Annotated in this window: 13 protein-coding genes; 7 read left to right on the top strand and 6 right to left on the bottom strand. The window is 41.7% G+C overall.

Features of this window, described 5'->3' with window-relative positions; all coding sequences use genetic code 11:
- Positions 1 to 32 precede the first annotated feature (32 nt).
- Positions 33 to 10,820, bottom strand: a complete 10,788-nt coding sequence (locus Q9Q97_RS11590; RefSeq protein ID WP_306157133.1) for a gliding motility-associated C-terminal domain-containing protein — start codon at positions 10,818 to 10,820, stop codon at positions 33 to 35.
- A 521-nt stretch (positions 10,821 to 11,341) separates the two neighbouring features.
- On the opposite strand from Q9Q97_RS11590, the gene Q9Q97_RS11585 reads away from it, so the two are divergent.
- The 6 genes from Q9Q97_RS11585 to Q9Q97_RS11560 all read left to right on the top strand — a co-directional run bounded on the left by Q9Q97_RS11585 (position 11,342) and on the right by Q9Q97_RS11560 (position 17,809).
- Positions 11,342 to 12,952, top strand: a complete 1,611-nt coding sequence (locus Q9Q97_RS11585) for an arylsulfatase (protein ID WP_125721025.1) — start codon at positions 11,342 to 11,344, stop codon at positions 12,950 to 12,952.
- 180 nt (positions 12,953 to 13,132) lie between these two features.
- Positions 13,133 to 13,375 carry a hypothetical protein gene (locus tag Q9Q97_RS11580; protein WP_125721023.1) on the top strand — a complete coding sequence of 81 codons (243 nt, stop codon included), beginning with the start codon at positions 13,133 to 13,135 and terminating at the stop codon, positions 13,373 to 13,375.
- Positions 13,376 to 13,420: 45 nt separating this feature from the next.
- Complete coding sequence (locus tag Q9Q97_RS11575; protein ID WP_306157130.1) at positions 13,421 to 14,458, top strand: HAD family phosphatase; 1,038 nt, start codon at positions 13,421 to 13,423, stop codon at positions 14,456 to 14,458.
- Positions 14,459 to 14,475: 17 nt separating this feature from the next.
- On the top strand, positions 14,476 to 15,327 hold the full coding sequence (locus Q9Q97_RS11570; protein ID WP_306157128.1) for a hypothetical protein: 852 nt from the start codon (positions 14,476 to 14,478) through the stop codon (positions 15,325 to 15,327).
- Between the two features lie 459 nt (positions 15,328 to 15,786).
- Entirely contained in the window at positions 15,787 to 16,926 is a 1,140-nt protein-coding gene (locus Q9Q97_RS11565; RefSeq protein WP_306157126.1) for a formylglycine-generating enzyme family protein, read from the top strand.
- Between the two features lie 232 nt (positions 16,927 to 17,158).
- Positions 17,159 to 17,809 (top strand): outer membrane beta-barrel protein, encoded by a 651-nt coding sequence (locus Q9Q97_RS11560; RefSeq protein ID WP_306157125.1) that lies wholly within the window; start codon positions 17,159 to 17,161, stop codon positions 17,807 to 17,809.
- 404 nt (positions 17,810 to 18,213) lie between these two features.
- Here the strand turns inward: Q9Q97_RS11560 and Q9Q97_RS11555 are convergent, their stop codons facing one another.
- Positions 18,214 to 18,621 (bottom strand): hypothetical protein, encoded by a 408-nt coding sequence (locus tag Q9Q97_RS11555; protein ID WP_306157123.1) that lies wholly within the window; start codon positions 18,619 to 18,621, stop codon positions 18,214 to 18,216.
- A gap of 918 nt (positions 18,622 to 19,539) precedes the next feature.
- Here Q9Q97_RS11555 and Q9Q97_RS11550 point away from each other — a divergent pair.
- Positions 19,540 to 21,144, top strand: a complete 1,605-nt coding sequence (locus Q9Q97_RS11550) for an arylsulfatase (protein ID WP_306157121.1) — start codon at positions 19,540 to 19,542, stop codon at positions 21,142 to 21,144.
- A 486-nt stretch (positions 21,145 to 21,630) separates the two neighbouring features.
- Here the strand turns inward: Q9Q97_RS11550 and Q9Q97_RS11545 are convergent, their stop codons facing one another.
- The 4 genes from Q9Q97_RS11545 to Q9Q97_RS11530 form a co-directional block, all read right to left on the bottom strand.
- On the bottom strand, positions 21,631 to 21,777 hold the full coding sequence (locus tag Q9Q97_RS11545) for a hypothetical protein (protein WP_164515296.1): 147 nt from the start codon (positions 21,775 to 21,777) through the stop codon (positions 21,631 to 21,633).
- Positions 21,767 to 22,666: a hypothetical protein gene (locus Q9Q97_RS11540; protein ID WP_125721007.1), complete on the bottom strand. Its 900-nt coding sequence runs from the start codon at positions 22,664 to 22,666 to the stop codon at positions 21,767 to 21,769. The genes Q9Q97_RS11545 and Q9Q97_RS11540 overlap by 11 nt, the downstream gene beginning before the upstream one ends.
- A gap of 49 nt (positions 22,667 to 22,715) precedes the next feature.
- A complete protein-coding gene (locus Q9Q97_RS11535) occupies positions 22,716 to 23,120 on the bottom strand; it encodes a hypothetical protein (RefSeq protein ID WP_125721005.1) in 405 nt (134 codons plus the stop codon).
- A gap of 75 nt (positions 23,121 to 23,195) precedes the next feature.
- Complete coding sequence (locus Q9Q97_RS11530) at positions 23,196 to 23,477, bottom strand: hypothetical protein (protein ID WP_125721003.1); 282 nt, start codon at positions 23,475 to 23,477, stop codon at positions 23,196 to 23,198.
- Positions 23,478 to 23,503 lie beyond the last annotated feature (26 nt).

Genomic DNA, 23,503 nt, shown 5'->3' with positions numbered 1-23,503 from the left:
TCCTATTTCTTAATTTGTAGTGCCCTGCTGTTTTATTTTAGATAAAGCCATCCAGAGGTTTTTTTAGAACCGTCGCCTAAATCGAGAATATAGAAATAGGTGCCTTCAGGGAGTGTTTTGGCAGAGCCATCTGCTTTTCCGTCCCACGTATTGTCGTAACCTTTTTTATAGTAAACCAAATTACCCCAGCGGTTGAATATTTCGAGCTGATTGTCTGGATAGCGTTCGATACAGTCAATGTAGAACGTATCGTTTTGTCCGTCATCGTTTGGCGAAAATTCATTATAAATCTTAAAGCAGTCTGCTTTTACGCTGGCGCTGTCTTGATTGTTGCTGGAATTGGTATCGATCTGATCCAGTTTGGTTAAAGTAGCGGTATTTACATAGTCGTTAAAATCTACCACTTTTACAATCAATGTTAGAGTTTGTGCAGAACCAGGATTAATAGAAGGTATGGACCAAATTCCTGTTGAAGCATTGTAGCTTCCTGATGTAACGGTTGCGCCTACAAATGAATATCCTTTTGGAAGAACATCTTGAACTTCAACATTTGTCGCTGCGAGACTGCCTAAATTATCTGCAGTAATGGTAAAAGTGACTTCGCTGTTCATCGGCACATCTGTTTTATCGACAGTTTTATTGATGGCTACATCAGTTGATGGAATATTGATGAATTCCGAATCTTCATCGTCTTCACTTTGGTCACCTTTATCGTTATTTGGCGTTGAATCAGGATCAAATTGATTGCTCGCGGTAACTTGCGCGATGTTTACATAATCGGTATGTTGCAGTCCGTGAGGATCTCCGACAACTGCGGAGTAGGTCAGGGTGATACCGCCAATAGGAACAGTTAAGCCAGTCCATTTGATGCTGCTTAGACTTAAAATACCGCCATTGCTGATGTTTGAAATGTTTTTGTAGCCAACAGGCATTACATCTTCTATACTCACGCCAGTTGCTTCTGCAGGGCCTTCATTGCCAATTTGAAGGGTGAAATTAACCGTTTCGCCAACATTCGCTTTTTGATTATTGACTGTTTTGTTGAGGCTTAAATCGGCTACGTTAACATTTATCGTAAGACTGTCATAATCATCTTCTGTAGTGACACCGTTGTTTGGCGTCGAATCTGGATCGGGCAGGTTACTGGCGGTGATTTCCGTAATATTGGTGTATTCTCCGCTTTGACCAGAAGGTGGATTTACACGAACATATACTTGCAATGTCTGTGTAGCGCCAGCATTTACAATTCCGGTGTTCCAGTTTCCGGTAACAAAGTTGTAAATACCGCTTGTTGCCGTATAGGTAAGATAGGTGAATCCTTTTGGAAGCAGGTCTTTTACCATAACGCCGCTGGCATTTCCTGGACCATCATTGCTAACGGTTACTTCGAATATGATGTTAGCACCAACATCAAAAGAAGTATTTCCGCTGAGTGTTCTTTTTTCGATAGACAAATCTGCCTGAACAATTACTGGTGTCACAGCAATACTGTCATAATCGTCTTCTGACGATATACCATTTCCAGGCGTACTGTCTGGATCATGCTGGTCAGATGTCATAATTTCTGCGATGTTTAAATATTCGTTTGCAGCACCTGTAGGCGTTTTTACAAATACATTTAACAATAATGTGTGACTGTTTCCAGGAAGAATAATTCCCGGAGTCCATTCGCCTGTAATTTGATTGTAACTTCCAGAAGTAGCATTATAGAATATATAATCATATCCTGGAGGCAGAACATCTTTGATCGTTACGCCTGTGGCAGCGCTCGGACCCGAATTTCGCACCGTAATGGAGAATGATATCGGTGCGCCTACATCTGGCGTCAATATATTATTAACGACTTCTTTTTCTAAAGAAAGATCGGCAACAGCCACAACAGGAGTGAGCGTTTCAGAATCCATGTCGTCTTCGCCTGCAATTCCGTTGTGTGGCGTACTGTCTGGATCAGATTGGTCTGAAGAATATACTTCTGCTATATTTTGATAATTTCCTGTCGGATTTACAATTGCTGATACCAATAAGGTTTCCGAATCTCCGGCTAGAATAGTGCCGATATTCCATATTCCCGACGTATTGGCGTAATTTCCAGCGGTTGAGCTGTAAACCAAATAATCATAACCGCTTGGCAGTAAATCCAGTACTTGTACTCCTGTTGCATTTTGTGGGCCATCATTTTTAACTGTAATTTCAAATGTTACTGTGGCGCCAAAAATCGGACTAAGATTACCGCCAACTAATTCTTTCGTTAGAGATAAATCGGCTTGAGAAGCAACTGGAACTGTTCCCACAGCCGAGTAATCGTCCTCAGTTGTGACACCATTATTTGGAGTCGAATCAGGATCAGGAAGCGTGCTAGCCGTTACTTCTGCAATATTGAGATAATTTCCAGTTCCGTTTGCAATAGCGGTCAATTGTAAGGTTTGAGAATCGCCGCTTATTAAAGAACCAATTGTCCATTTACCGGTTGTACTGCTGTATGTTCCTTTTGTAGCGGAGAAACTGCTAAAAGTGTAGCCATTTGGAAGAAGATCTGTAACTTCTACACCAGCAGTATTTTCAGGACCGTCATTTTTAATGATGATTTCAAAAGTTACCGGGGTTCCAATTAAAGGAGTCGGATTATTGACTGTTTTAGTCAATGATAAATCAGCAGCTTGGCCTATTGGAGCGGTACTTACTGCAGCATAGTCATTTTCACCACTAATTCCATTACCTGTTGTAGAATTTGGATCTGGCAGGGCGCTAGACGTTACTTCAGCAATATTTTCATAGTTTCCTGTCGGATTTACTACTGCTGTAATTTGCAATACGTGAGTATCTCCGTTTAGAATTGAACCAATATTCCATTTTCCTGTAATACTATTGTATGTGCCTTTGGTAGAGGCGTAGCTGTAGAATGTATAACCGTTCGGGAGTAAATCTGTTACTTCGGCACCAGTTGTGTTCTGCGGTCCATTATTGGTAATGGCAATTTCAAAAATCACTTGTGAACCAGCAAGTGGAGTCGGATTATTAACGGTTTTTGTTAAAGCCAAATCGGCAGATAATTGGTTTGGAACTGTAGTTGCTGATGCATAATCATTCTCTGTCGTAATTCCGTTATTTGGAGTAGAATTCGGGTCAGGAAGATCGGCGGCTGTAACTTCGGCAGTATTCAAGTAATCTCCGGAAGCATTTACAATTGCTGAAATCTGTAAAGTTTCTGAATTTGCATTTAATAAATTGCCTATTGTCCATACTCCAGTTATAGGATCATAAGTTCCTTTTGAAGTGGTAAATGATGAAAAAGTATATCCAGACGGCAGTAAATCGGTTACCGCAAGTCCAGTGTTGTCATTTGGACCATTATTTGTAACTACAATTTCAAAATTAACAATCGATCCAACTAAAGGAGCTGCATTGTTTACTGTTTTAGTTAAAGAAAGATCTGAAGATTGTGCTGTTGGAGTGGTTGAAACCGATGCGTAATCATTCTCTGTCGTAATTCCGTTATTTGGAGTAGAATTCGGGTCAGGAAGATTGCTGGCGGTCACTTCTGCCACATTCAGATAATCTCCAGTTGCCTTTACCGTTGCTAGAATTTGCAGTGTTTCTGATTTTCCATTTTCTAAATTCCCTACAGCCCAAATTCCTGTGGTCGGATTGTATGTTCCAGTTGAAATCGTAAAGTTGGAGTAGGTATATCCAGACGGCAATAAATCGGTTACGGTTACTCCAGCTGTATCTTGCGGGCCATTATTAGTTACCACAACTTCAAAAGTAACTACAGAACCCACAATCGGTGTTGCATTATTAACGGTTTTGGTTAACGATAAATCGGCGTATTGTAGTGTCGGCGTTGTTATAGCAGTGGCATAATCATCTTCTGTGGCAACTCCGTTATTTGGAGTAGAATTCGGGTCTGTAAGATCAGCGGCTGTTATTTCGGCAATATTCAAATAATCTCCTGTCGCGTTTACAGTTGCTGTAAGCTGTAAAGTTTCAGATTTTTGATTAACGATATTGGCCAGTGACCAAACTCCCGTTATAGGGTCGTAAGTTCCTGTTGAAATCGTAAAACTGTTGTAGGTATATCCTGAAGGCAGTAAATCTGTCAATTCAACATTTGTATTGTCTTGCGGCCCGTTATTGGTGATAACAATTTCAAAAGTTACCTGAGAACCTACAAACGGAGTTGGATTGTCTACTTTTTTAGTCAATGATAAATCAGAAGAAAGCGGAACTGGCGTTACGGCTGCGGTAGCATAATCGTCTTCTGTCGTTACTCCATTGTTCGGTGTAGAATTTGGGTCAGGAAGATCGGCTGCTGTTATTTCAGCTATATTTAAATAATCCCCTGTTGCGTTTACGGTTGCTATTATTTGAAGAGCTTCCGTTTTTCCATTAGGGATAATACCGATATTCCATACCCCAGTAACAGGATTATAAATTCCAGTTGAAGCATTATATTCGCTGTACGTGTATCCTGAAGGCAATAAATCTGTTACCAGAACTCCAGGATTATTCTGAGGGCCATTGTTGGTTACGGCAATTTCAAAAGTAACTCTAGAACCAACTAATGGAGTTGTGTTATTGACTGTTTTAGTTAATGATAAATCGGATGAAAGCGGAATAGGAGTGGTGCTGGCCTCAGCATAATCATCTTCTGTCGTTACTCCGTTGTTTGGGGTCGAATCTGGGTCTGGCGTGTCACTGCTGGTTACTTCGGCTGTGTTTATGTAATTTCCGGTGGCATTTACTATTGCGTTAATCTGTAGGGTTTCAGACTCGCTGCTTTCGAGTATATCCAATGTCCAAAGTCCGGTTGTGCTGTCATAAGTTCCGCTTGTTGCATTAAAACTGCTGAAAGTGTAGCCAGCTGGCAGCAAATCGGTCACCTGAACCTGTGCAGCATCCTGCGGACCGCTGTTTGTTGCAATAATAGTAAAAGTTACTGTTGAGCCCGCTAAAGGAGTTGTGCTGCTCACGGTTTTAGTCAATGATAGATCTGCTGATGGCGGAACAGGCACTACAGCAGCGTTATCTTCATCGTCTTCGCTCTGATCTCCGTCATCATTGTTTGGTGTGCTGTCAGGATCAGGAAGATTACTTGCTGTTACTTGGGCTGTATTCAAATAATTCCCAGCTGGCAGTACTTTAACATCCAAGATAAGTGATTCTGAAACGCCGGCATCAACTGTGCCTACGCTCCAAATTCCCGAAGCACTGTCATACAAACCAGCGGAGGAACTATAATTTATGTACTGAAAGCCTGAAGGGAGCAAATCGGCTACTTGGACTTCTGCAGCATTATCAGGGCCATCATTTTTGATAATAAGCTCAAATGATACCTGGCTTCCTGCTATAGGACTCGTATTTCCTGCAACGACATTTTTTACTAAAGATAAGTCGGCAGAAGGTCCGATAAAGGTAATTTCGGCATCGTCCTGATCGTCTTCAGTTGGAATACTGTTATTTGGAGTACTGTCAGGATCGGGCAGATCGCTTGCCGTTATCTGAGCTGTATTTAGATAGCTACCTATAGGATTTACCACGGCGCTGAAGCTTAGATTTAAATTGGCGCCGCTGCTTAGAACCAAATTCTCCCAGTTAATTGAGGAATTTGCGGCTTGATAGGTTCCTCCGTTTGACACCGAACCGGGCACCAAAGTATAACCAGCAGGAACAATATCCTGCACATTCACTCCTGTTGCATTTCCAGGCCCTATATTTACAACATTTATTGTAAAATCTACCTGCTGTCCTGCTGCTGCAGAAGCAGGAGTTACCGTTTTTGCAAGTTCCAAGTCGGCTGAATTCAGGACAACATTGGCACTGGCAATATCGTCTTCTGGAAGGCCATTGCCGGGTGTACTGTCTGGATCTTTTTGTTTTGCTGTCTGTATTTCGGCGGTATTGATATAATTGGCTGCAGAAGCAGTGTTGACTTTAGCGGTAATCTGTAATGTTAGAGCGTTTCCATTATTTAAACTGCCGACATTCCAGATGCCTGTAGCATTGTTATATTTTCCTGCTCCATTATCGCTTACGTAGGCATATCCTGGAGGAAGGTGGTCTGAAACAGTAATTTCTGAAGCATTATTCGGCCCGCTGTTGGTAACTCTGATTGTAAATATCACGTTGTCATTTATGCTTACAGCGGCTGGCGAAACTGTTTTTTGAAGAGATAAATCAGCCAGATCCAGTGTAATAGCAGCATCATCCTGATCATCTTCTGCGAGAATATTATTATTAGGCGTGCTGTCCGGGTCAAATTGATTAGAAGCAATAATTTCTGCACTATTTACGTAAGATCCTGCCGATTTGATTACAGCCTGAAATGAAAGGGTGATTTTGCTGCCAGCAGGAATCGTAAGGCTGCTCCAGGTAACAGTATTGTCGCCAATATTATACTGTCCCGCAAAATTAACTGAACCTGGCACAATTGTATATCCCGATGGGATATAGTCTCTTACAGAAACCCCTGTTGCAGTCACAGTTCCGCCTGAGGAGTTGTTATTAAATACCTGAATATTGAAGGTGGCTGTATCTCCAGAACTTCCGCTGACAGGAACAACTGATTTTGCCAGCTCTAGATCGGCAACTGAAAGAATTGTCAGATTCATAGTATCTGAAGAAGCTGCGCAATTGCCATTGCTTACAGTCCATTGCAGCACATAATTTCCAGCAACTGTTCCAGTAACAGCTGTTGTTTCAGATGATGCATCTGTAAATCCTACAATACTCGGTCCTGAAACCTGAGTCCAAACTCCTGTGCCAGCCGCGGGAGCGGCTGCATTGAGGTTTACGGGAGAAAATTGCGGAATTATTTGGTTTGGTCCTGCATCTGCAGTTGATGGCAAATCGTAAATAGTAATGATTACTGTATCTTCAGAGGAGCATCCTGTTGTTGCAATTGTCCAGCTGAATTCATAAGTGCCCGCCACTAATCCTAAAATTAATGAATTTGGATTGTTTGGCGATGCTATTGTCGCTGCCGGCCCGGAAATTTGAGCCCATGTTCCTGTGCCAATGACTGGAGCATTAGCTGCCATAGTCACTGAAGCGGCATCACATAACTCCTGATCAGGCCCAGCGCTTGCTGCGGTTGGAGGATCGTCATTGAAGGTGATATTAACAGTGTCTGATGAGGGCTGACATAATGATGGGCTGGTAAAAGGTCCATTTGAAACTGTCCATGTCAGTGTATATGTTCCCAAAACCGTAACATTTGAAAGCGTTGTCGCTGGGCTGTTAGGGCTGTCTATTACTGCTGCAGCTCCTGGAGGCTGACTGGTGATCGACCAAGTTCCAATGCCGACAGCTGGAGGCACAGCAGCTGTCTGATAAGTAGTTTGGCAGGCTGCAGCATCATCTGGTCCAGCATTTGCGGCACTAGGCGCCGCATTCATTACTATTCTTACAATATCTGACAATGTTCTGCATGACGGGCTTTCAAAAACCCATTCCAAAATATATAAGCCGGGAACTGTTAAGTTCGAAACGGTTGTTGAAGCAGCAGAGGGATTGTCTATTACTGCGACGCTTCCGGGAGGCTGAAATGCAAAACGCCATTCAGAAACCGAAACATCAGGCGGCGGAGCATTTCCCTGCAAAGCAGCGACTCCGCCGACATCAGAAATACACAATGTCTGGTCGGGACCTGCATCGGGCGGTATGCTCGCCCCGCTGAAGATTTCGACATTAACAGAATCTGATGATCCATTGCAGACAGACCCGTCAGGGAAAGTCGTTGAAGCAGTTGTGTAAGTAAAGACATAGCTGTTTCCTGGAACCACAGTTGCATTGGCAATATAGCTGTCAGCAGGAGATTGAGTTATGCTGACGGCTGCAGGATTTCCTGATGTGCTGGTAAGGGTCCAGGATCCCGTTGAATTTTCATTTCCTTTAAGCTGAATGCTTGTAACGTCGCAATAACTTTGATCACTTCCGGCATTTGCAGCCGGTGTGACTACTACAACCGCATCATCGAATGTGCCCTGGCATAAGAAAATGCTTTTTGCAGTTATTGTCCATCTAAAAGTATAAGTTCCGGCTACAAGTCCGTTAATCACGGTATTAGGATTGGCAGGGTCAACAATATTAGGCTTATTTGGCGCGCCGGTTAGAACCGACCATTGGCCAGTCTCAAAAAAACTGTCATAAGTGCTTGCGGCCATTGTAACGCTGGTGTTATTGCAGATATTTTGATCAGGTCCGGCAACGGCCTGGTGGGGCGGAATGCCAATGGTTAAATTTATGTCATCAAAAGCTTCACCGCATACATCAGCATTTACTGTCCACCTGAAAATATAATAACCGCTGCTGGTGAAGGTAAAAACTGCATTTGGATCGTGTATATCACTTATAGTATAACCGCCCAAACCTGAAATTCTTGTCCAGGTTCCCATTGCTCCGCTGCTGGCTGCAGCAGCCATTGTAATTGCTGATCCGCAAATTTCCTGATCAGGGCCGGCGTCCGCCGCCGGCGGCGTATCTGCAATAGTTACAGTGACGCTGCTCTGGTTGGGCAGGCACAGTCTGAGTCTGTTTTCGATAGACCATGTAAAGGTGTAGGTTCCGCTGGCGGTAACAATAACCTGCGTGTTTGGATCTGCAGGATTTACGATTGTTACCCCCGATGAAGGCACAACGGTCCAAGTCCCAAAATCCTGAGGCTGAGTTGTATTTCCGTTCAGATTAAATGATGTTGTTCCATTGGGATAACAGGCATCAGGTCCAGCATCTGAAGGGGTCGGTGCATTTCTATCATTTGTAATAATCTGCACAGTGTCGGAAACAGGGGCGCTGCAGGAGGGACCCGGATGAAGATAAGAGATAGTCCACTGCAGTTCATACGCTGCTGTTGAGACAGCAAATCCTTCTGCCGTGGCATTAGGATCATTAATATTGGAAAATGTTATTGCGCTCGGACCGGAAATCTGGCTCCATGTGCCGATCTCACCGCTTAAAGCCTGCGTGGCGGCCAAGGGTACTTGCGAGCCTGTACAGACAATCTGGTCAGGTCCTGCATTTGTTGTTCCCAGTGAACTGCCAGATACATATATGGTGACCGTCGAAACCGAAAAGCCGCAGGTTGCCCCGCCCCCTTTAGTGATATATTGAAACACATAGGTTCCAGGTATCAGCCCTGATACTTGTGTGTCTAAAGCAAAACTATCGGCAATTAGAGCATCATTCGGGCCGCTGAGCTGGCTCCAGAAATGCATGCCGTCCTCTGTGGCGACCCCTGAAAGTATGGTGCTGGTATCGCCGCAGGGAAGGCTGACATCAGACCCTGCATTTGAAGGTGTAGGTTTCCCGGAAACCAGAATGTTTAAAGTATCAAAACCATAACCGCATCCAACAGGAAGAGATCCGTTCTGGCTTCTTATAAATTCAACTGTGTAATTTCCTGGTTCGGTAAGTGTAAGGGTGAGTGAATTTCCAACGTTCTGAAGGGCAGTAGGAAAGGGTCCGAGCGGTGAATTATCCGGGCCTGCCACAATTCTGTACTGGTTTACTCCGGTTCCCGTTACCGTAAGGGGAATTGTAAAGACTGTCGCATCACAGCTCCCGACCATATCATTGCCATTATTGGCGGCAATGGTTCTTGTAGGTCCATTGTACTGAATATTGTAATCTTTAGTAAATACGCAGCCCGTATTGGCATTGGTAAGCGTATATCTAAACTTGTACGGGTCTCCTGAATCTGAAATATTAGTGACCAGAGTAGTGGGATTTGCCGGTGAAACAATCACAGCACCGCTGTCGCCCGATATTTGCGTCCATTGAACCGTTTCACCGGCATATAATGGGGTTTGAGCTGCTAAAGTAACTTGAGTAATGGTATTGTCGCAAAAGAAAATATCTTCGTCGCCGCCAGGAAGCGTTGTTACATCCTGCGTCGCAGCGGGAACAATAATGTTAACGGTGTCATTGCCCGAGGCGCAGGGGCCTGTTACGGTCCATCTGAAAGTGTAAGTTCCCTGTACAAGATTTGATACTTGCGTATTATTGGAACCAGGACTGCTTATAGCCGGCGTATTGGGACCGCTGACAAATGTCCATTGCCCATTTTGCCCGTTTAGGCCGCATCCTCCGTAAGTTGCGCTTAAGTTTGCGCTTTGCGTCGTGGTGTAGCAGTTGCTCAGTGTCTGGTCCGGTCCGGCAGAAACTGGCGTAACGCCTCCGTAGTTTGTAACTGTTATCTGCGAGGTGGTCCTGCAGCGCTGCCCTGGCGCAAATTCAGGGCCTTCTATAACCCATTGAAGGGTTGAAACGCCGCAGCTTGCTGCCGGTAATGCTATTGTTGAGGTTGGCAGATTCGGAAAATCAATTGCAACACCCGCATTGTTAGCACCAACTATTTCCCAATATCCGGTCTCTCCAGCATTTTGCGGGCTATTGGCCGAAATTGTTAAATTGCCGGAGCTGTTGGGACAGCTTGCAATATTTCCCCCTGCATCTGCAATAGTTATAGGCTGTACGTTGACCACTTTGTCCTGATAGGCCGCAATCCCGTCGCCGCAGGTTGCGCTGTATCTAAAGATATAAGTGTTTCCTCCAGTGTATCCTGTTACTGCTGTACTTGTACTGTTTGGGGAGGCTATAACCACGGCGGGTCCCGATATCTGTGTCCAGGAAACGTTTCCGATAATTGGAGATGGATTATTTCCGGTGAGAACCAAAGCGTCAGTTTCACAGATAGTAACGTTGAGCACTCCTGCGTTTACAGTACAGTTTTGTGCTGCCAGCTTATTTGCAGCGCTGAGCAGAACAATTAAAATTAGGACATGTTTCTTAAAAAAAAAGCGGATGGGTAAAGAATTATTCATAGGCAGTAAAATAAATTCTATAGCTGAAAATTTGAGAAATAAGAAGTGGCGATTTTTGATAAGGTATGCTTAATTTGAAAAAAGCTTCTCAAAATTACGCCAAAAAAAGCTCCGTTTTTTTTTAAAGATGTTGCAGATTATAATTTGAAACATATAAAAATCGCATGAGAATCAGGTCTTTTTGATTTTTTGTGCCTGTTAGTTGTTTTTGAAGATTTAAATGTGTAATGATTTGTTTTTTAAGTATTTATGTGTTTTTTTATTGATGATCTTTCATGTTTTGATGCAGCTTTTAAATTATAAAATGGTTGCAGATTATAATCTGCAACCGTTTAATGCGGCAATAATCTGCCAAGCTTTAGAAGAATATTTAAATTTGATTGACTTGCTTTTCGAGCTATGCTCTAGGGACTAAATGGAATCCCTTAAGCCAAAACAATTCACCATTATTTAATTCTGATTTTAATAAGTCAATAAAAGGAAGATAATGCAATTAAAAAAATTAATTTAAACCTAAGATTATGGAAAAGAGAATTTTACAGATTATTTTTACCGGCCTGATGGTCTTTACCTTTATCGGATCTGCATTCAGCCAGACTAAAAAGAAGCCCAATATCATAATGCTAATCTCTGATGACACCGGATGGGGAGATCTAGGAGTATTTGGAGGCGGCGAGTCCAGGGGGATGCCGACCCCTAATCTTGATAAAATGGCCAAGGAAGGGATGCAGTTCTGGGAGTTTTACGGACAGCCAAGCTGCACGCCGGGAAGGGCAGCAATGATCACCGGACGTATACCAAATCGAAGCGGAATGACTACCGTGGCATTTCAGGGGCAGGGGGGAGGACTTCCAGCGGGAGAATGGACACTGGCTTCTGTTTTAAAGAAAGCAAATTATAAAACTTATTTTTCAGGAAAATGGCATTTAGGCGAAGCTGATTATGCTATGCCCACCGCTCACGGATTTGATATTATGCAGAACGTGGTACTGTATCATTTAAATGCTTACACCTATGCTTTTCCGTCATGGAATCCGGATATGACACCAGAGATGCTTAGTTTTTTCAAAAAGGTAACTACCGGCGTGTTGGAAGGTGAAGCAGGAGGAAAAGTACGAGAGGTTTCTAAAGTGACAGAAGAAAACATTGCCGAACTTGATATGATGATGACTGACAATGTCTTAAAGCAGCTTGACACATACGCAAATGGAGGCAGCCCTTTTTTTATGTGTGTAAACTTTGCCAAGAACCATCAGCCTAACCTGCCATCCAAACAATTTAAGGGAAAATCGCCTGGAGCCAGCAAATATGCAGACTGCGTGATGGAGATGGATTATAATGTAGGGCGCGTGATGGATGAAATTAAAAGGCTGGGAATTGCTGACAATACAATTGTGATCTATACCGTTGACAATGGGGCATGGCAGGATGTTCATCCAGATGCAGGCTATACACCATTCAGGGGATCGAAAGGGACCGACAGGGAAGGGGGAAGCAGGGTGCCTGCTATAGCATGGTGGCCTGGACAGATAGAGCCAGGAAGCCAGAATCATAACATAGTTGGGGGATTAGATCTGATGGCAACTTTTGCGGGTCTTGCAGGAGTTGAGCTGCCTAAAAATGACCGTGAGGGCAAACCGATGGTTTTCGACAGCTATGATATGGCAAATGTGCTGTTCAAGAAAGGAAAGCCGCTTCGCAATACGTGGTTTTACTTTACCGAATCAGAACTTTCGCCAGGTGCAGTAAGGGTCAGCCACTTTAAGGCAGTGTACAATACAAGAGGAGACAATGGAGCTCAGGCGGGAAGTGATGCGCCGGGACAGCAGCTTGGATGGAGAGGGGATGAAACTTATGTTGCGACTGTTCCGGCCATTTATGATCTATGGCAGGATCCGCAGGAACGATATGACCTGTTCATGAACAGTTTTACCGAAAAAACTTGGACGCTGCCGGTCTTTAATAAAGCCATCCAGGATCTCATTAAAACTTATGTGCAGTATCCGCCGCGACAGATGCAGGGAGAGGTCTATACGGGAAGTGAAAGCATTTCGAGATTTAGAAATATTCAGGAAGCCAAGAAAATGCTCGACGAGAAAGGAATGAAGCTGCCTGAGGATATAAAGTATTAGTTTTTAGTGATTTAAATAATAAAATAAGGCAGGTTAAAAACTGCCTTATTTATAAATGCTAATATTGGGGCATTGTTCCAGTAACGTTTTCAGCAGATAGCAAATCGCCAAAACTTTTGGCTGTGTTAATGCGCCAGCTGGCATTTCCAGTTATATTTTATAATTTTTAAATATAGATATATGTCGCTTCCTAAAGATTTACAGAATGAAAAGTTTGCCCAGTATATGGAATCGATTACGGTATTTTATCTGGCAGATGACCGTTTTAAAATGATCTGTGATGAATACTGCAGCATTAAGGAGAATGTCAGGAAAATTAAAAAGAAGATCGATGAGGATTTCAGCAGCAGGGTGGAAAATGAAAATTTATCGGCAGAGCTGGAGGAGGAAATCTTAATTTATATACTCAACAGAATGGAATGAAAACTTTGGATAGCCGCAACATTAGAAGTTCTTAAAATAAGTAATATGAAAAACATTAAAAATTTAAGCAAAGTCCTGGTTTCCTGCGCTGCCCTTCTGCTGCTGGCAGCATGCAGAAAAGAACAGGCCCAAAGCGCTTCACAGGCTGGAACGCCAATTGAGCGTACAGATCCGCTTGCCTCGTGGAATGATACAAAAGTGAAAAAAGATATTATTGCTTACATAAAGGATGTCACAGATTCCAAAAGCCCTAATTTTATTCCGGTACAAGACCGCATTGCTGTATTTGACAACGATGGGACGCTGTGGTCCGAACAGCCTTTCTATTTTCAGCTTTTCTTTGCATGGGATCAGGTCAAAGCCCTGGCACCCCAGCATCCGGAATGGAAAAATAAGCAGCCTTTCAAGGCGGTATTGGAAAACAATATGGGCGATCTGATGAAGCAGGGAAAAAATGGGCTTCTGCAGATTGTCGGGGTGAGCCACTCGGGCATGACCACAGAAGAGTTCAATTCAAATGTCAGAAAGTGGATAGATTCCGCGCGGCATCCCGTCAAGAAAAAATTATATAAAGAGCTGATCTACCAGCCTATGCTGGAGCTGGTAAAATACCTTCAGGAGAGGGAATTTAAGGTCTTTATTGTCTCTGGAGGCGGAATAGACTTCATGCGCGCCTGGACAGAAGAGGAATATGGAATTCCAAGCTATCAGGTTGTGGGCAGCACGCTTCAGGCGAGGTATGACTACAATAGTGGCAAGCCGTCTATCGTGAAGCTTCCGGCACTTGATTTTAATGATGACAGGGAAGGCAAGCCGGTTGCTATAGAAAAATATATCGGCAAAAAGCCGGTTTTTGCGGCTGGAAATTCCGACGGGGACCTCCAGATGCTCCAATGGACCGCATCCAATAAATATAAAAACTTTGAATTATATGTGCATCATACCGACTCAGTCCGAGAATGGGCTTACGACAGAAAGTCGCCTGTCGGAACTCTGGATAAAGGCCTGGATGAAGGCAAAGCTAAAAACTGGTCCTTTGCCGATATGAAAACAGACTGGAAAATTATCTATCCAGAAAAATAATCCTCTAAATCGGCGTTATGAAATATACAAAAGCATATACCATCCTTCGTGAAACAGCCTTGCAGGCTGTTTTGCTAATTTTTATATTTGGAATGCAGGGCATCAGCGCCCAAGAGAACCCGCTGGAAAAGGACCAGCCTGAGGGCAAGACGTCTGTGAAATTATCCCAAGAGGTCATGAATCCCACAACGCTGGCCTGGCAGCTGCAGCTTGAAGAATTTGCAATCCTGAAAACGGAAAATCAGGATGGATTTGCGCAAAATTTCAGGGTCAGAGGAATCATACCGATGAAAGAAGGCTTTGTAATTAAAGTGCCTCAGCTCATCAGGGTGATCGCTTTTCTAAATACTGCACCAGGCGGAAGGACCGGTCTTGGCGATGTGACGCTGAACCAGTTTTTTATCCTCAGTAAAAAAGAATGGGGACAGTTTGGAGCCGGGTGGAATCTTCAGATTCCCACCGCGGGAGATCCCAAGCTGGGCTCGCCGCAATGGAGTCTTGGACCTGCCTTTACAGTAACGTTTACAAAGTTAGGCAAGTGGCAGATGTACTGGATACTGGAAAATTTTTTCACGGTTTCAAAAAATGGCCAGTACGGATCTTCTGCCTATGCGGTGCTGCAGCCTAATGTATTTTACACTTGGCCGAATGGCGTGTATGCTGGAATTGAACCCGAATGGCAGATTGATTACAAAACAGGAAAAGTCGCCATACCGATGGATTTCAGATTAGGATATATCTGGTCGGGCAAATTGAAATATAATGCTTATATAGAGCCTGAAATAATGGCTTACAGATCGGAGGGATATCCTCGAAATTCGGCAAATTTTGGCATTAGGCTGGGTTTCAGATGGTATATTCCCATGTAATCTGCTGTCTGGACGCAAGTGCGCATACTGCATTTGTTCCCTATAGGCAGCTAAGAGGGCAGACTGAGAATCCTTTTAAGGTTTGTTCGCGGCGGGCCTTCGCCAGATGGTATTTTCACGCGTTTATAGATTAAGATAGTGGGCAGCAGTTACAGTTCGGCTTTACAGAAAGCTTGCTTCTGATGCTTTTATGGGCGGATCGGCGCAGGAAAGCAGATTTTCAGGGAGCATCCTCAGAAAGCTGTCTGGATAAATCACGAGCATGTTTTTGCAGGGCCAGACCAGAAGGGCGCCGCAGCACATTGAACCTCAAGCTTTGTGAAATGATTGCACAGGCATCCTTCTTCAAAGCAGTCTTGCGCTCAAAAAGTGCTGCGCCTGTCAGGGCGGCAGAGACAAATATTATTATGTTTTGAGTATAATCCTCTAGAGAAACCTGAGAGATTAAAACCCTTTATTATGAAAAACAAGACTTTTTTGATTTTAGCTTTGCTGACAGCTTCTATTATTATTTCGTCTGCTTACAGTTACAGCAGATCTGCAGATAAAGAAGAGAAAAAAACTGTCGCAGAATGTCATGAAACTCCAAATAATACAGCATCTGAATTTAAGCCAACTGTAGAAAATAAATTCAAACCCGCTGTAAAAGCCCCAAAAGGAATGGTTTGGATTCCTGGAGGCGAATTCTCAATGGGTTCAAACGTTGAAGACGAGAGTTTGTGCAGCATTAAAGGCGCTGCAAAAGATGCGGCTCCCATTCACAGAGTTTACGTTGACGGCTATTATATGGACCAAACCGAAGTGACGAACGGAGAATTTGAAAAATTTGTAAAAGCGACAGGCTATGTAACCGTTGCGGAACAAAAACCAACAAAAGAAGAATTTCCAACTGCAAACGAAGAGGATTTGATTACAGGCTCTGTTATATTTACCCCTACAACATCTGCAGTTAATTTGAATAATTTTCTTCAATGGTGGCGTTATGAACCGGGAGCAGACTGGAGGCATCCAGACGGGCCGCAAAGCAGCATTAAGGGAAAAGAAAATTATCCTGTTGTTCATGTGGTTTATGAAGATGCCCAAGCTTACGCGAAATGGGCAGGAAAAAGGCTTCCGACAGAAGCTGAATGGGAATTTGCAGCCAGAGGCGGTAAAACAGGAAATCTTTACGCCTGGGGAAATAATTTAAAACCTGACGGCAAATTTCAGGCAAATATCTATCAGGGACATTTCCCTATAAAAGACGGCGACACTGGAGAAGACGGATTTAAAGGAATTGCTCCAGCAAAACAATATGCTCCAAATCCATACGGTTTGTATGATATGGCCGGAAATGTTTGGGAATGGGTACACGACTGGTATAGCGTGGATTATTATAAATCATTGGCAGAAAACGGAAAAACAATTAAAAACCCTCAAGGGCCATATGCTTACAACGATCCAAATGATCCTTCACAAATCAAAAGAGTGCATCGCGGCGGTTCTTTTTTATGCACCGATCAATATTGCACACGCTACATGGTTGGAACCAGAGGAAAAGGGGAATATCGGTCTGCAGCCAATCACTTAGGTTTTAGATGCGTAAAAAGCTTAGAATAAAAAAATGGCCTGATCTGCATGGGATGATTCTGGACAAGATGCAGTAAACGGCACATGGAAAATGCCTCTGCCTGATAAAGTTAAATAAGCCTAAATTTCAAGTTTGCGATTGGATATCGCGCAGGCAAATACCAGATGCATCCAGGAATAGGGCAAATCGCTCAAATATTTTTCAATGAAGCGCCCTCAAAGGGAAAATTAAATCATTAAGTATTAATTAAAATCAGAAATTATGAAAAAGTACCTTTTACCAGCTGTTGTTTTTTTCTTTTCAATTACGGCTTCGGCACAGAGTGCCCAGTCGCTGCTGCTTAATTTCTACGCAGGCTACACCTTTTCGGACAGGGTGGATTTTGATTCCTCTTATGCAAGAGTGGAAGACGGTTTTGAATATGGGGCCGGTCTGGAATATTTTATAATTGACAATGCTTCCATAGAATTGAAATACAACAGGCTGGATGCCAGAATGCCCCTGTACACCAAAGCCGCCCTGCCTGCGGCAGGCATCCCGGCAGGAGGACAGGTGAATGCCGGAGATGACAAAGGCGCCATTAATTATATACTGGCGGACTATACCTATTATTTTGGTTCCAGTTCGCAAAAAGCGCTGCCTTTTTTGGGGGCCGGTGCAGGGATTGCTGTGCTGGAAGCGCCGCAGAGCGGCAACGGGACTTATTTTGCATGGGAGGCCAAAGCGGGGGTTAAGATCAAAACCGATTCTGCGTTTTCCATCAACCTGAACGCCTATCTGCAGTCCATGTCGGCGGCCGTCGGTTATGACTACTATTGGGACTACTACTGGGGACCGGTCGCAGTGACCGATTATGCCTCAACATTCCAGTTCGGCCTGGGGGCAGTGCTGAGCTATGATTTCAGCAAATGAGAAAATGCGCGCAACCCCTGAAATGCAGCAGAAAATTCTCATATATAGGCGGCGATAGATAAAGCCCGCATGATAGCGTGCCAATAAGACACCTTATCTGCGGGCTTGTCCATAAACATAATCTTCCATTTATGCCTATATGAGGTGAAGCACTAACGCAAAAAAGCGCCGGTTATTGCATCTGCGGTGAAATAACAGCAGAAAAGACCCCCGGGCGCGAAGCACTTGCGGCAGGCAGGCGGCATCTGAGGAAAATCAGCAGCTTTTTAAGGGGCCAGGCAGGCGGTTTTCTCTTTGATGAATGAAATTATTTTTTGTGAGCTTTTCCCGCTATGCATTCCACCGAGCGCAGGCGAACCGGCCAAGCAGTCTTTTGCTGCCGCGCAGGGCATTTAATCCCGGTTTTAAAATTTCCGCTCCGAAGGCTTATGGAAGCGGGCAGGGCCGCCCTCTGATTCGTCCCTTGCAAGTTCATCCTGCTGAAGCTCTTCACTGCCGAGCTGCCCGATTTCGAATTCCTTTCTCACGGGATTGCCATCATCGGGATCGATCGTTTCAAAGGAATCATTTTGTTCCTCATCTCTCTTCTGGGTATCAATATCTGTTTCAAACCCCTCAGAGGGGTCATGCTCCATAAGGTCCTTTTCTATGTCCTTCTCGGTGATGTCCTTGGAGGGGCTGTCTGATTCCTGGTCCAGGTTCTCCGAGTCGTAAGGGTTGGTGTTTTCATTATTGCTTTTTGGGCTTCTGTTTTGGTTTTGGGGATTGCCTTTTTCCTGTGGCGTATTCTGCGGTGTGTCTTGATTTTTCATTTTATTTTTTTTTTTAAGATTACTTGCTGTTTTTTTTTAAGCGGTCTGCCCGTAAAGCGGCTGTACCGGCTGGTCCGGGCCGGGGCTTTGGGCTTTCAGCTTTGCGCCCTGCCATCTGGCTCTGGTTTTTGGTTTTTGGTTTTTGGCTTTCCCTTTATGTTCTGCCTTATGTCAAATGTAGGCAGGGCGGCGGCAGTTTTTCTTACAGAAAAATGGTTTTCATTTATAAAATGGCTATCAGGTAATTAAAGAGGCAGGTGTAAATAGTGGAATATATGTTGGAGCTAGCTAATTTTATCTTGATAATCCGCTTATCCAATGCACCCTACTAATTTATCTTTTAGGTATGAATAATTTTAACAAATTCTATTTGGAGTGACTATATAGTGAGTTGCATTTAGTTCTTTTTTCAGGAACTTTTTCCCGCTATGCGCTCCGATCTTTTGTGCCGAACCCCGGCACAAATGGATTTCCATTTTAAAACAAATTATTTATGTATAAGTTTCTAACCTAATCTTCCCGAAGCTTTATTTTAATGGATTTCCTGTTTTCAAAAACACCATGTGCCACGATTTTGCCACAAAACTTAGAATATAAATTTTATGATTTTTAGACAATGTTAAATATATTGGTAAGCCAATAAAACATGAATTTCAAGTTCGGGCAATATTTTTTTCTCACTCTCCAGTATATTGTTGGATATCCAACCTGTTACAGATTATAATATGCAACCAAATTAAAAGAAGATAAATGTTTTCTTGTTTATGTTTCATTTTACAATAGTGGTTTCATTTTATAATCTGCAACCTAAAATATTAAAAATGATAAAACATGTTGTGTAATTTTGGAAGGATCCTTTATGGAATAATCATGAAGTTAACGAAAATAGAAAATCAATATAAATCAAAAACTTATATTATGACTAAAAAGAACTTTTTATTAGCATTAACGGCACTGTTTTTTCTATCATTTACATTTTTAAATGCCCAGAACAAAAAGTATCCTAATATTATTATCCTGCTGTCAGATGATACGGGATGGGGAGATCTAGGTCCTTATGGAGGCGGTGAAGCACGTGGAGCAGCAACACCAAATTTTGACAGAATGGCCAACGAAGGTATGCAGTTTTGGTCTTTTTACGGCCAGCCAAGCTGTACGCCAGGAAGAGCAGCATTAATTACGGGAAGAATTCCCAATCGAAGCGGAATGACAACAGTGGCTTTTCCAGGTGATGGTGGAGGACTTCCAAAAGCAGAATGGACATTAGCATCACTGTTAAAACGTAAAAATTACAATACCTTTTTTGCCGGAAAATGGCATCTTGGCGAAGAAGATTATTCAATGCCAATTGCACAGGGTTTTGATGTAATGAAAAATGTGACCTTGTACCACTTAAATGCTTACACATATACTGATCCGGATTGGAATGCAGATATGCCGGACGATATTCGAGCAACATGGGCAAAAGGCACCAAAGGAGCTTTGGAGGGAGAAGCTGGAAAAGCTTACAGAGAGGTTCGAAAAATAGATGGAAAAGTAATTCCGTTTTTAGATCAGTATACAGAAGAAGAATCTTTAAAATGGCTTAAAGAAAATGCAAAGAAAGATAAACCATTTTTTATGGAAATATCGTTTGCAAAAAATCACCAGCCAAACCTGCCGCATCCTGATTATGCAGGAAAATCTGCTGGAAAAAACAAATATGCAGACTGTATCGTAGAATTAGATGCGAGAGTAGGCCGTATTATGGATGAAGTTAGAAATCTGGGAATTGCAGAGAATACTTTAATAATTTATACTGTAGATAACGGTACATGGCAAGATGTTTATCCTGATTGCGGTTATACTCCTTTTAGAGGGACAAAAGGAACTGATAGAGAGGGCGGAAGCCGTATTCCTACCATGGCATGGTGGCCAGGGAAAATTAAACCAAACAGCAAGAATAGTGATATTTTAGGTACGCTTGATTTTATGGCAACATTCGCTGCGCTAACAGAACAGCAGCTGCCTACTGTAGATAGAGACGGAAAACCTACAATCTTTGACAGTTATGATATGTCACCGGTTTTATTCGGTACGGGAAAATCAAAAAGAAATATGTGGTTTTATTTTACAGAAGATGAATTGCTTCCCGGAGCAATAAGAATTGGGAAATTCAAAGCGGTATTTAACCTGCGAGGTGATAACGGGCAGGCAACAGGAGGCCTGGCGGTAGATTCTAATTTAGGCTGGAAAGGCGCATCAAGTTATGTAGCAACTGTGCCGCAAATATTTGACTTATGGGCAGATCCGCAGGAGCGCTACGATTTATTCATGAACAACTTTACTGAGAAAACCTGGTTCCTACCGACTGTCCAGAACATTATTGGAGAATTTGCTAAAACCTACGAAAAATACCCGCCTCATACCGTACAGAGCAATCTGTATCCTGGTCCAATTACCATCGACAATTATTTGAAGCTAAAAGATGCACAGGAAAAATTAAAATCCATATCAACTGCCAAAAGAAGTAGTGGAGGTTGATTTTTAGTTTGACAATATTTCTTTCGGACCTTATGGTCCAACCATATATTTTTCACTAAAATCTGTATTAGATCTGACGCAATAAATTTAAAGATTTGATTTTGTTTCTTGATAAAAATGCATGGAAGCTTATGCTTCTGTGCATTTTTTTTGATCTTTCGTATACAGTTTCGAACCTAAGCTTGTTAATCCCTGATTTTGCTGAGTTTTTTGTTCACCAAAAAACAATGTGCCACGATTTTGCCACAAAACTCCAACTGGTCATATTTTGGATAATTTTTGGTATACAACCCTAAACTCGGCAGAACTTAATTTTGCTGAGTTTTTAATTATGCTAAAAGTACTGTGCAATGATTATTCCATTAACTTATTTAAAAAAATGATGGCAAAATACACTTTAGTGACTTGTTGCAGATCTAGTAACACGTCCAAAGCTTTTTGGGGATAAAAAATCGAAATACTGTTTTCTTCAGAACTATTTTCCACTTATCTTCGGATTACTTTTTCGTTTGAAGCAGGAATCTGAACATCAAGAACGGTAAGATCAGATTTTTGATAGATTTGTTTTTTATTTTGATACTTATATTCTGTACCAACTACTACAGACTGTAGGTTAAAAGTTTTAAAAATCATTTTTGTTCAATGATGCTTGCCAATGATAATATTTTGTTGCTTCTAATTGATTTGCAGAGTTATTAATAGTGAAATGTAAGTATTCTTCGTCTCCTAAAATTTTCTTCATTAGCTCTTCATCCAAGATTTCCTCGACTTTATTATTTTTTAGATATTCCATTGCTTTGGGGTGATGTAGGATTGAACTTCTCATTTCCTGTAGGTCCTTGGCGTATGCATTTTTTATATTTTCAATTGTCTGTTCTGTGTAATGTGTGAAATATAAACACTCATCAAAATCAACTCTTTTTTTATAGTTAAGATTTTCATCATAAAGAGACCATTTATGTAATTTTACTGAAAATAAATCCGATCCCATATTCGAAGGGAAATTTACTCCACCACCATCATTGTACAATAAAACCGTATCATTTTTGTAATACAGATTTAAGATATATAAAGCCGACATTATATCAAAAAGATATTTTAAATTGCCGAATCGTAATGAATTTGCTCTATCATGTTTTAAATTTTGGTATGAGTTATTCCAAGTGTAAGTTATTCCATTGTGAAAAGTACTAGTTTCATTTTTTATAAATGGTTTTAATTCTTTCAATGTTTGAAAGCAGTTTACTGACGTTACAATTACAGACTTTAAATCAAGTTTCCAAAGATTATTAAGGTGCTCAAGTGCATCGGAGTCATATTTTATTTTTGATGTTTTTAGGCCACCGTTGGATTTGTATAATTCTTTTGATATCGATTCAATTTCTGCTGATGCTCTTAAAATTAGATCTGAAATTTGCGAAGAATATACATTTAATTGATTATCGTCTATATGAATCGAATAACTTAAATTAAGAACTCCCAATTCTAAATTTTTATAGACCGGCCAGTATATATTTGACATATATTTAAAATTTGGTAAGTATACCCATTTTACACTAGATTTTGTGTTTCTAGTTTTTTGTGGGTGGAGTTAAAAATAATAATTGATTACGAAACATGAGTAAATCACTATGCTGTTTATCAATCAATTTTTGAAATGTTGCAATATTGCTTTTAGTATAAATTTGGTTATTTTTCAAATCTTGATAAACTTTATCAGATAAATCTTTTTCAAAACCTTGTTTGTACATATTCAACAAATGTTGAAAAGTTATATCAGGATAAATAAAATGTTCAGCTCCATTATTCTCGTCAATATACTTTTGAAGTATTGACTGAACTTCTAAATGCAGTTTTTGAGTAGTTAGGAAAGTGCCTAGAAGGTTATTCCTTTCTTCATCAGGTTTAGAGTAGAATGTCTTTTGAAATGTTAGCCAAGCAATTATAAGTCCCGCAACACCTATAAATATTTCCATACTTGTTTTTTATTCAAATATAGCAAATAAAAAAGCCTCTGGTTAAAGAGGCTTGATTTTTATATTACTGCATTTTTAAGCTTGACCTTGTGTAGAAGGAATATTTAAATATTCATCTGCATATCTTGTTACATCTTGAATCTTTTTAAGTTCCCATTTAACTTCCTCAAACCCTTTTTCAGTAGAGCCATCAAGTTTATCTATTTTGGTTTCTAAGTTTTCCAAGTGCTCTTTTATTTCCTTAAAATTGCTATCCAAGGCGGGAGCTACATTTTTTAATGTACTTATGATTTTATCTATTTTGTACTCTAAAGTATCTATCCTATTTTCAAGATTTGTAATTTTGTCTTCACTCATAGTTAGCTGGTTTACCTTACAAAGGT

Origin of the sequence: Flavobacterium sp. DG2-3 (genome assembly GCF_030730925.1) — a bacterium.
Lineage (GTDB): Bacteria > Bacteroidota > Bacteroidia > Flavobacteriales > Flavobacteriaceae > Flavobacterium.
This window is presented reverse-complemented; position numbering and strand designations above follow the sequence as displayed.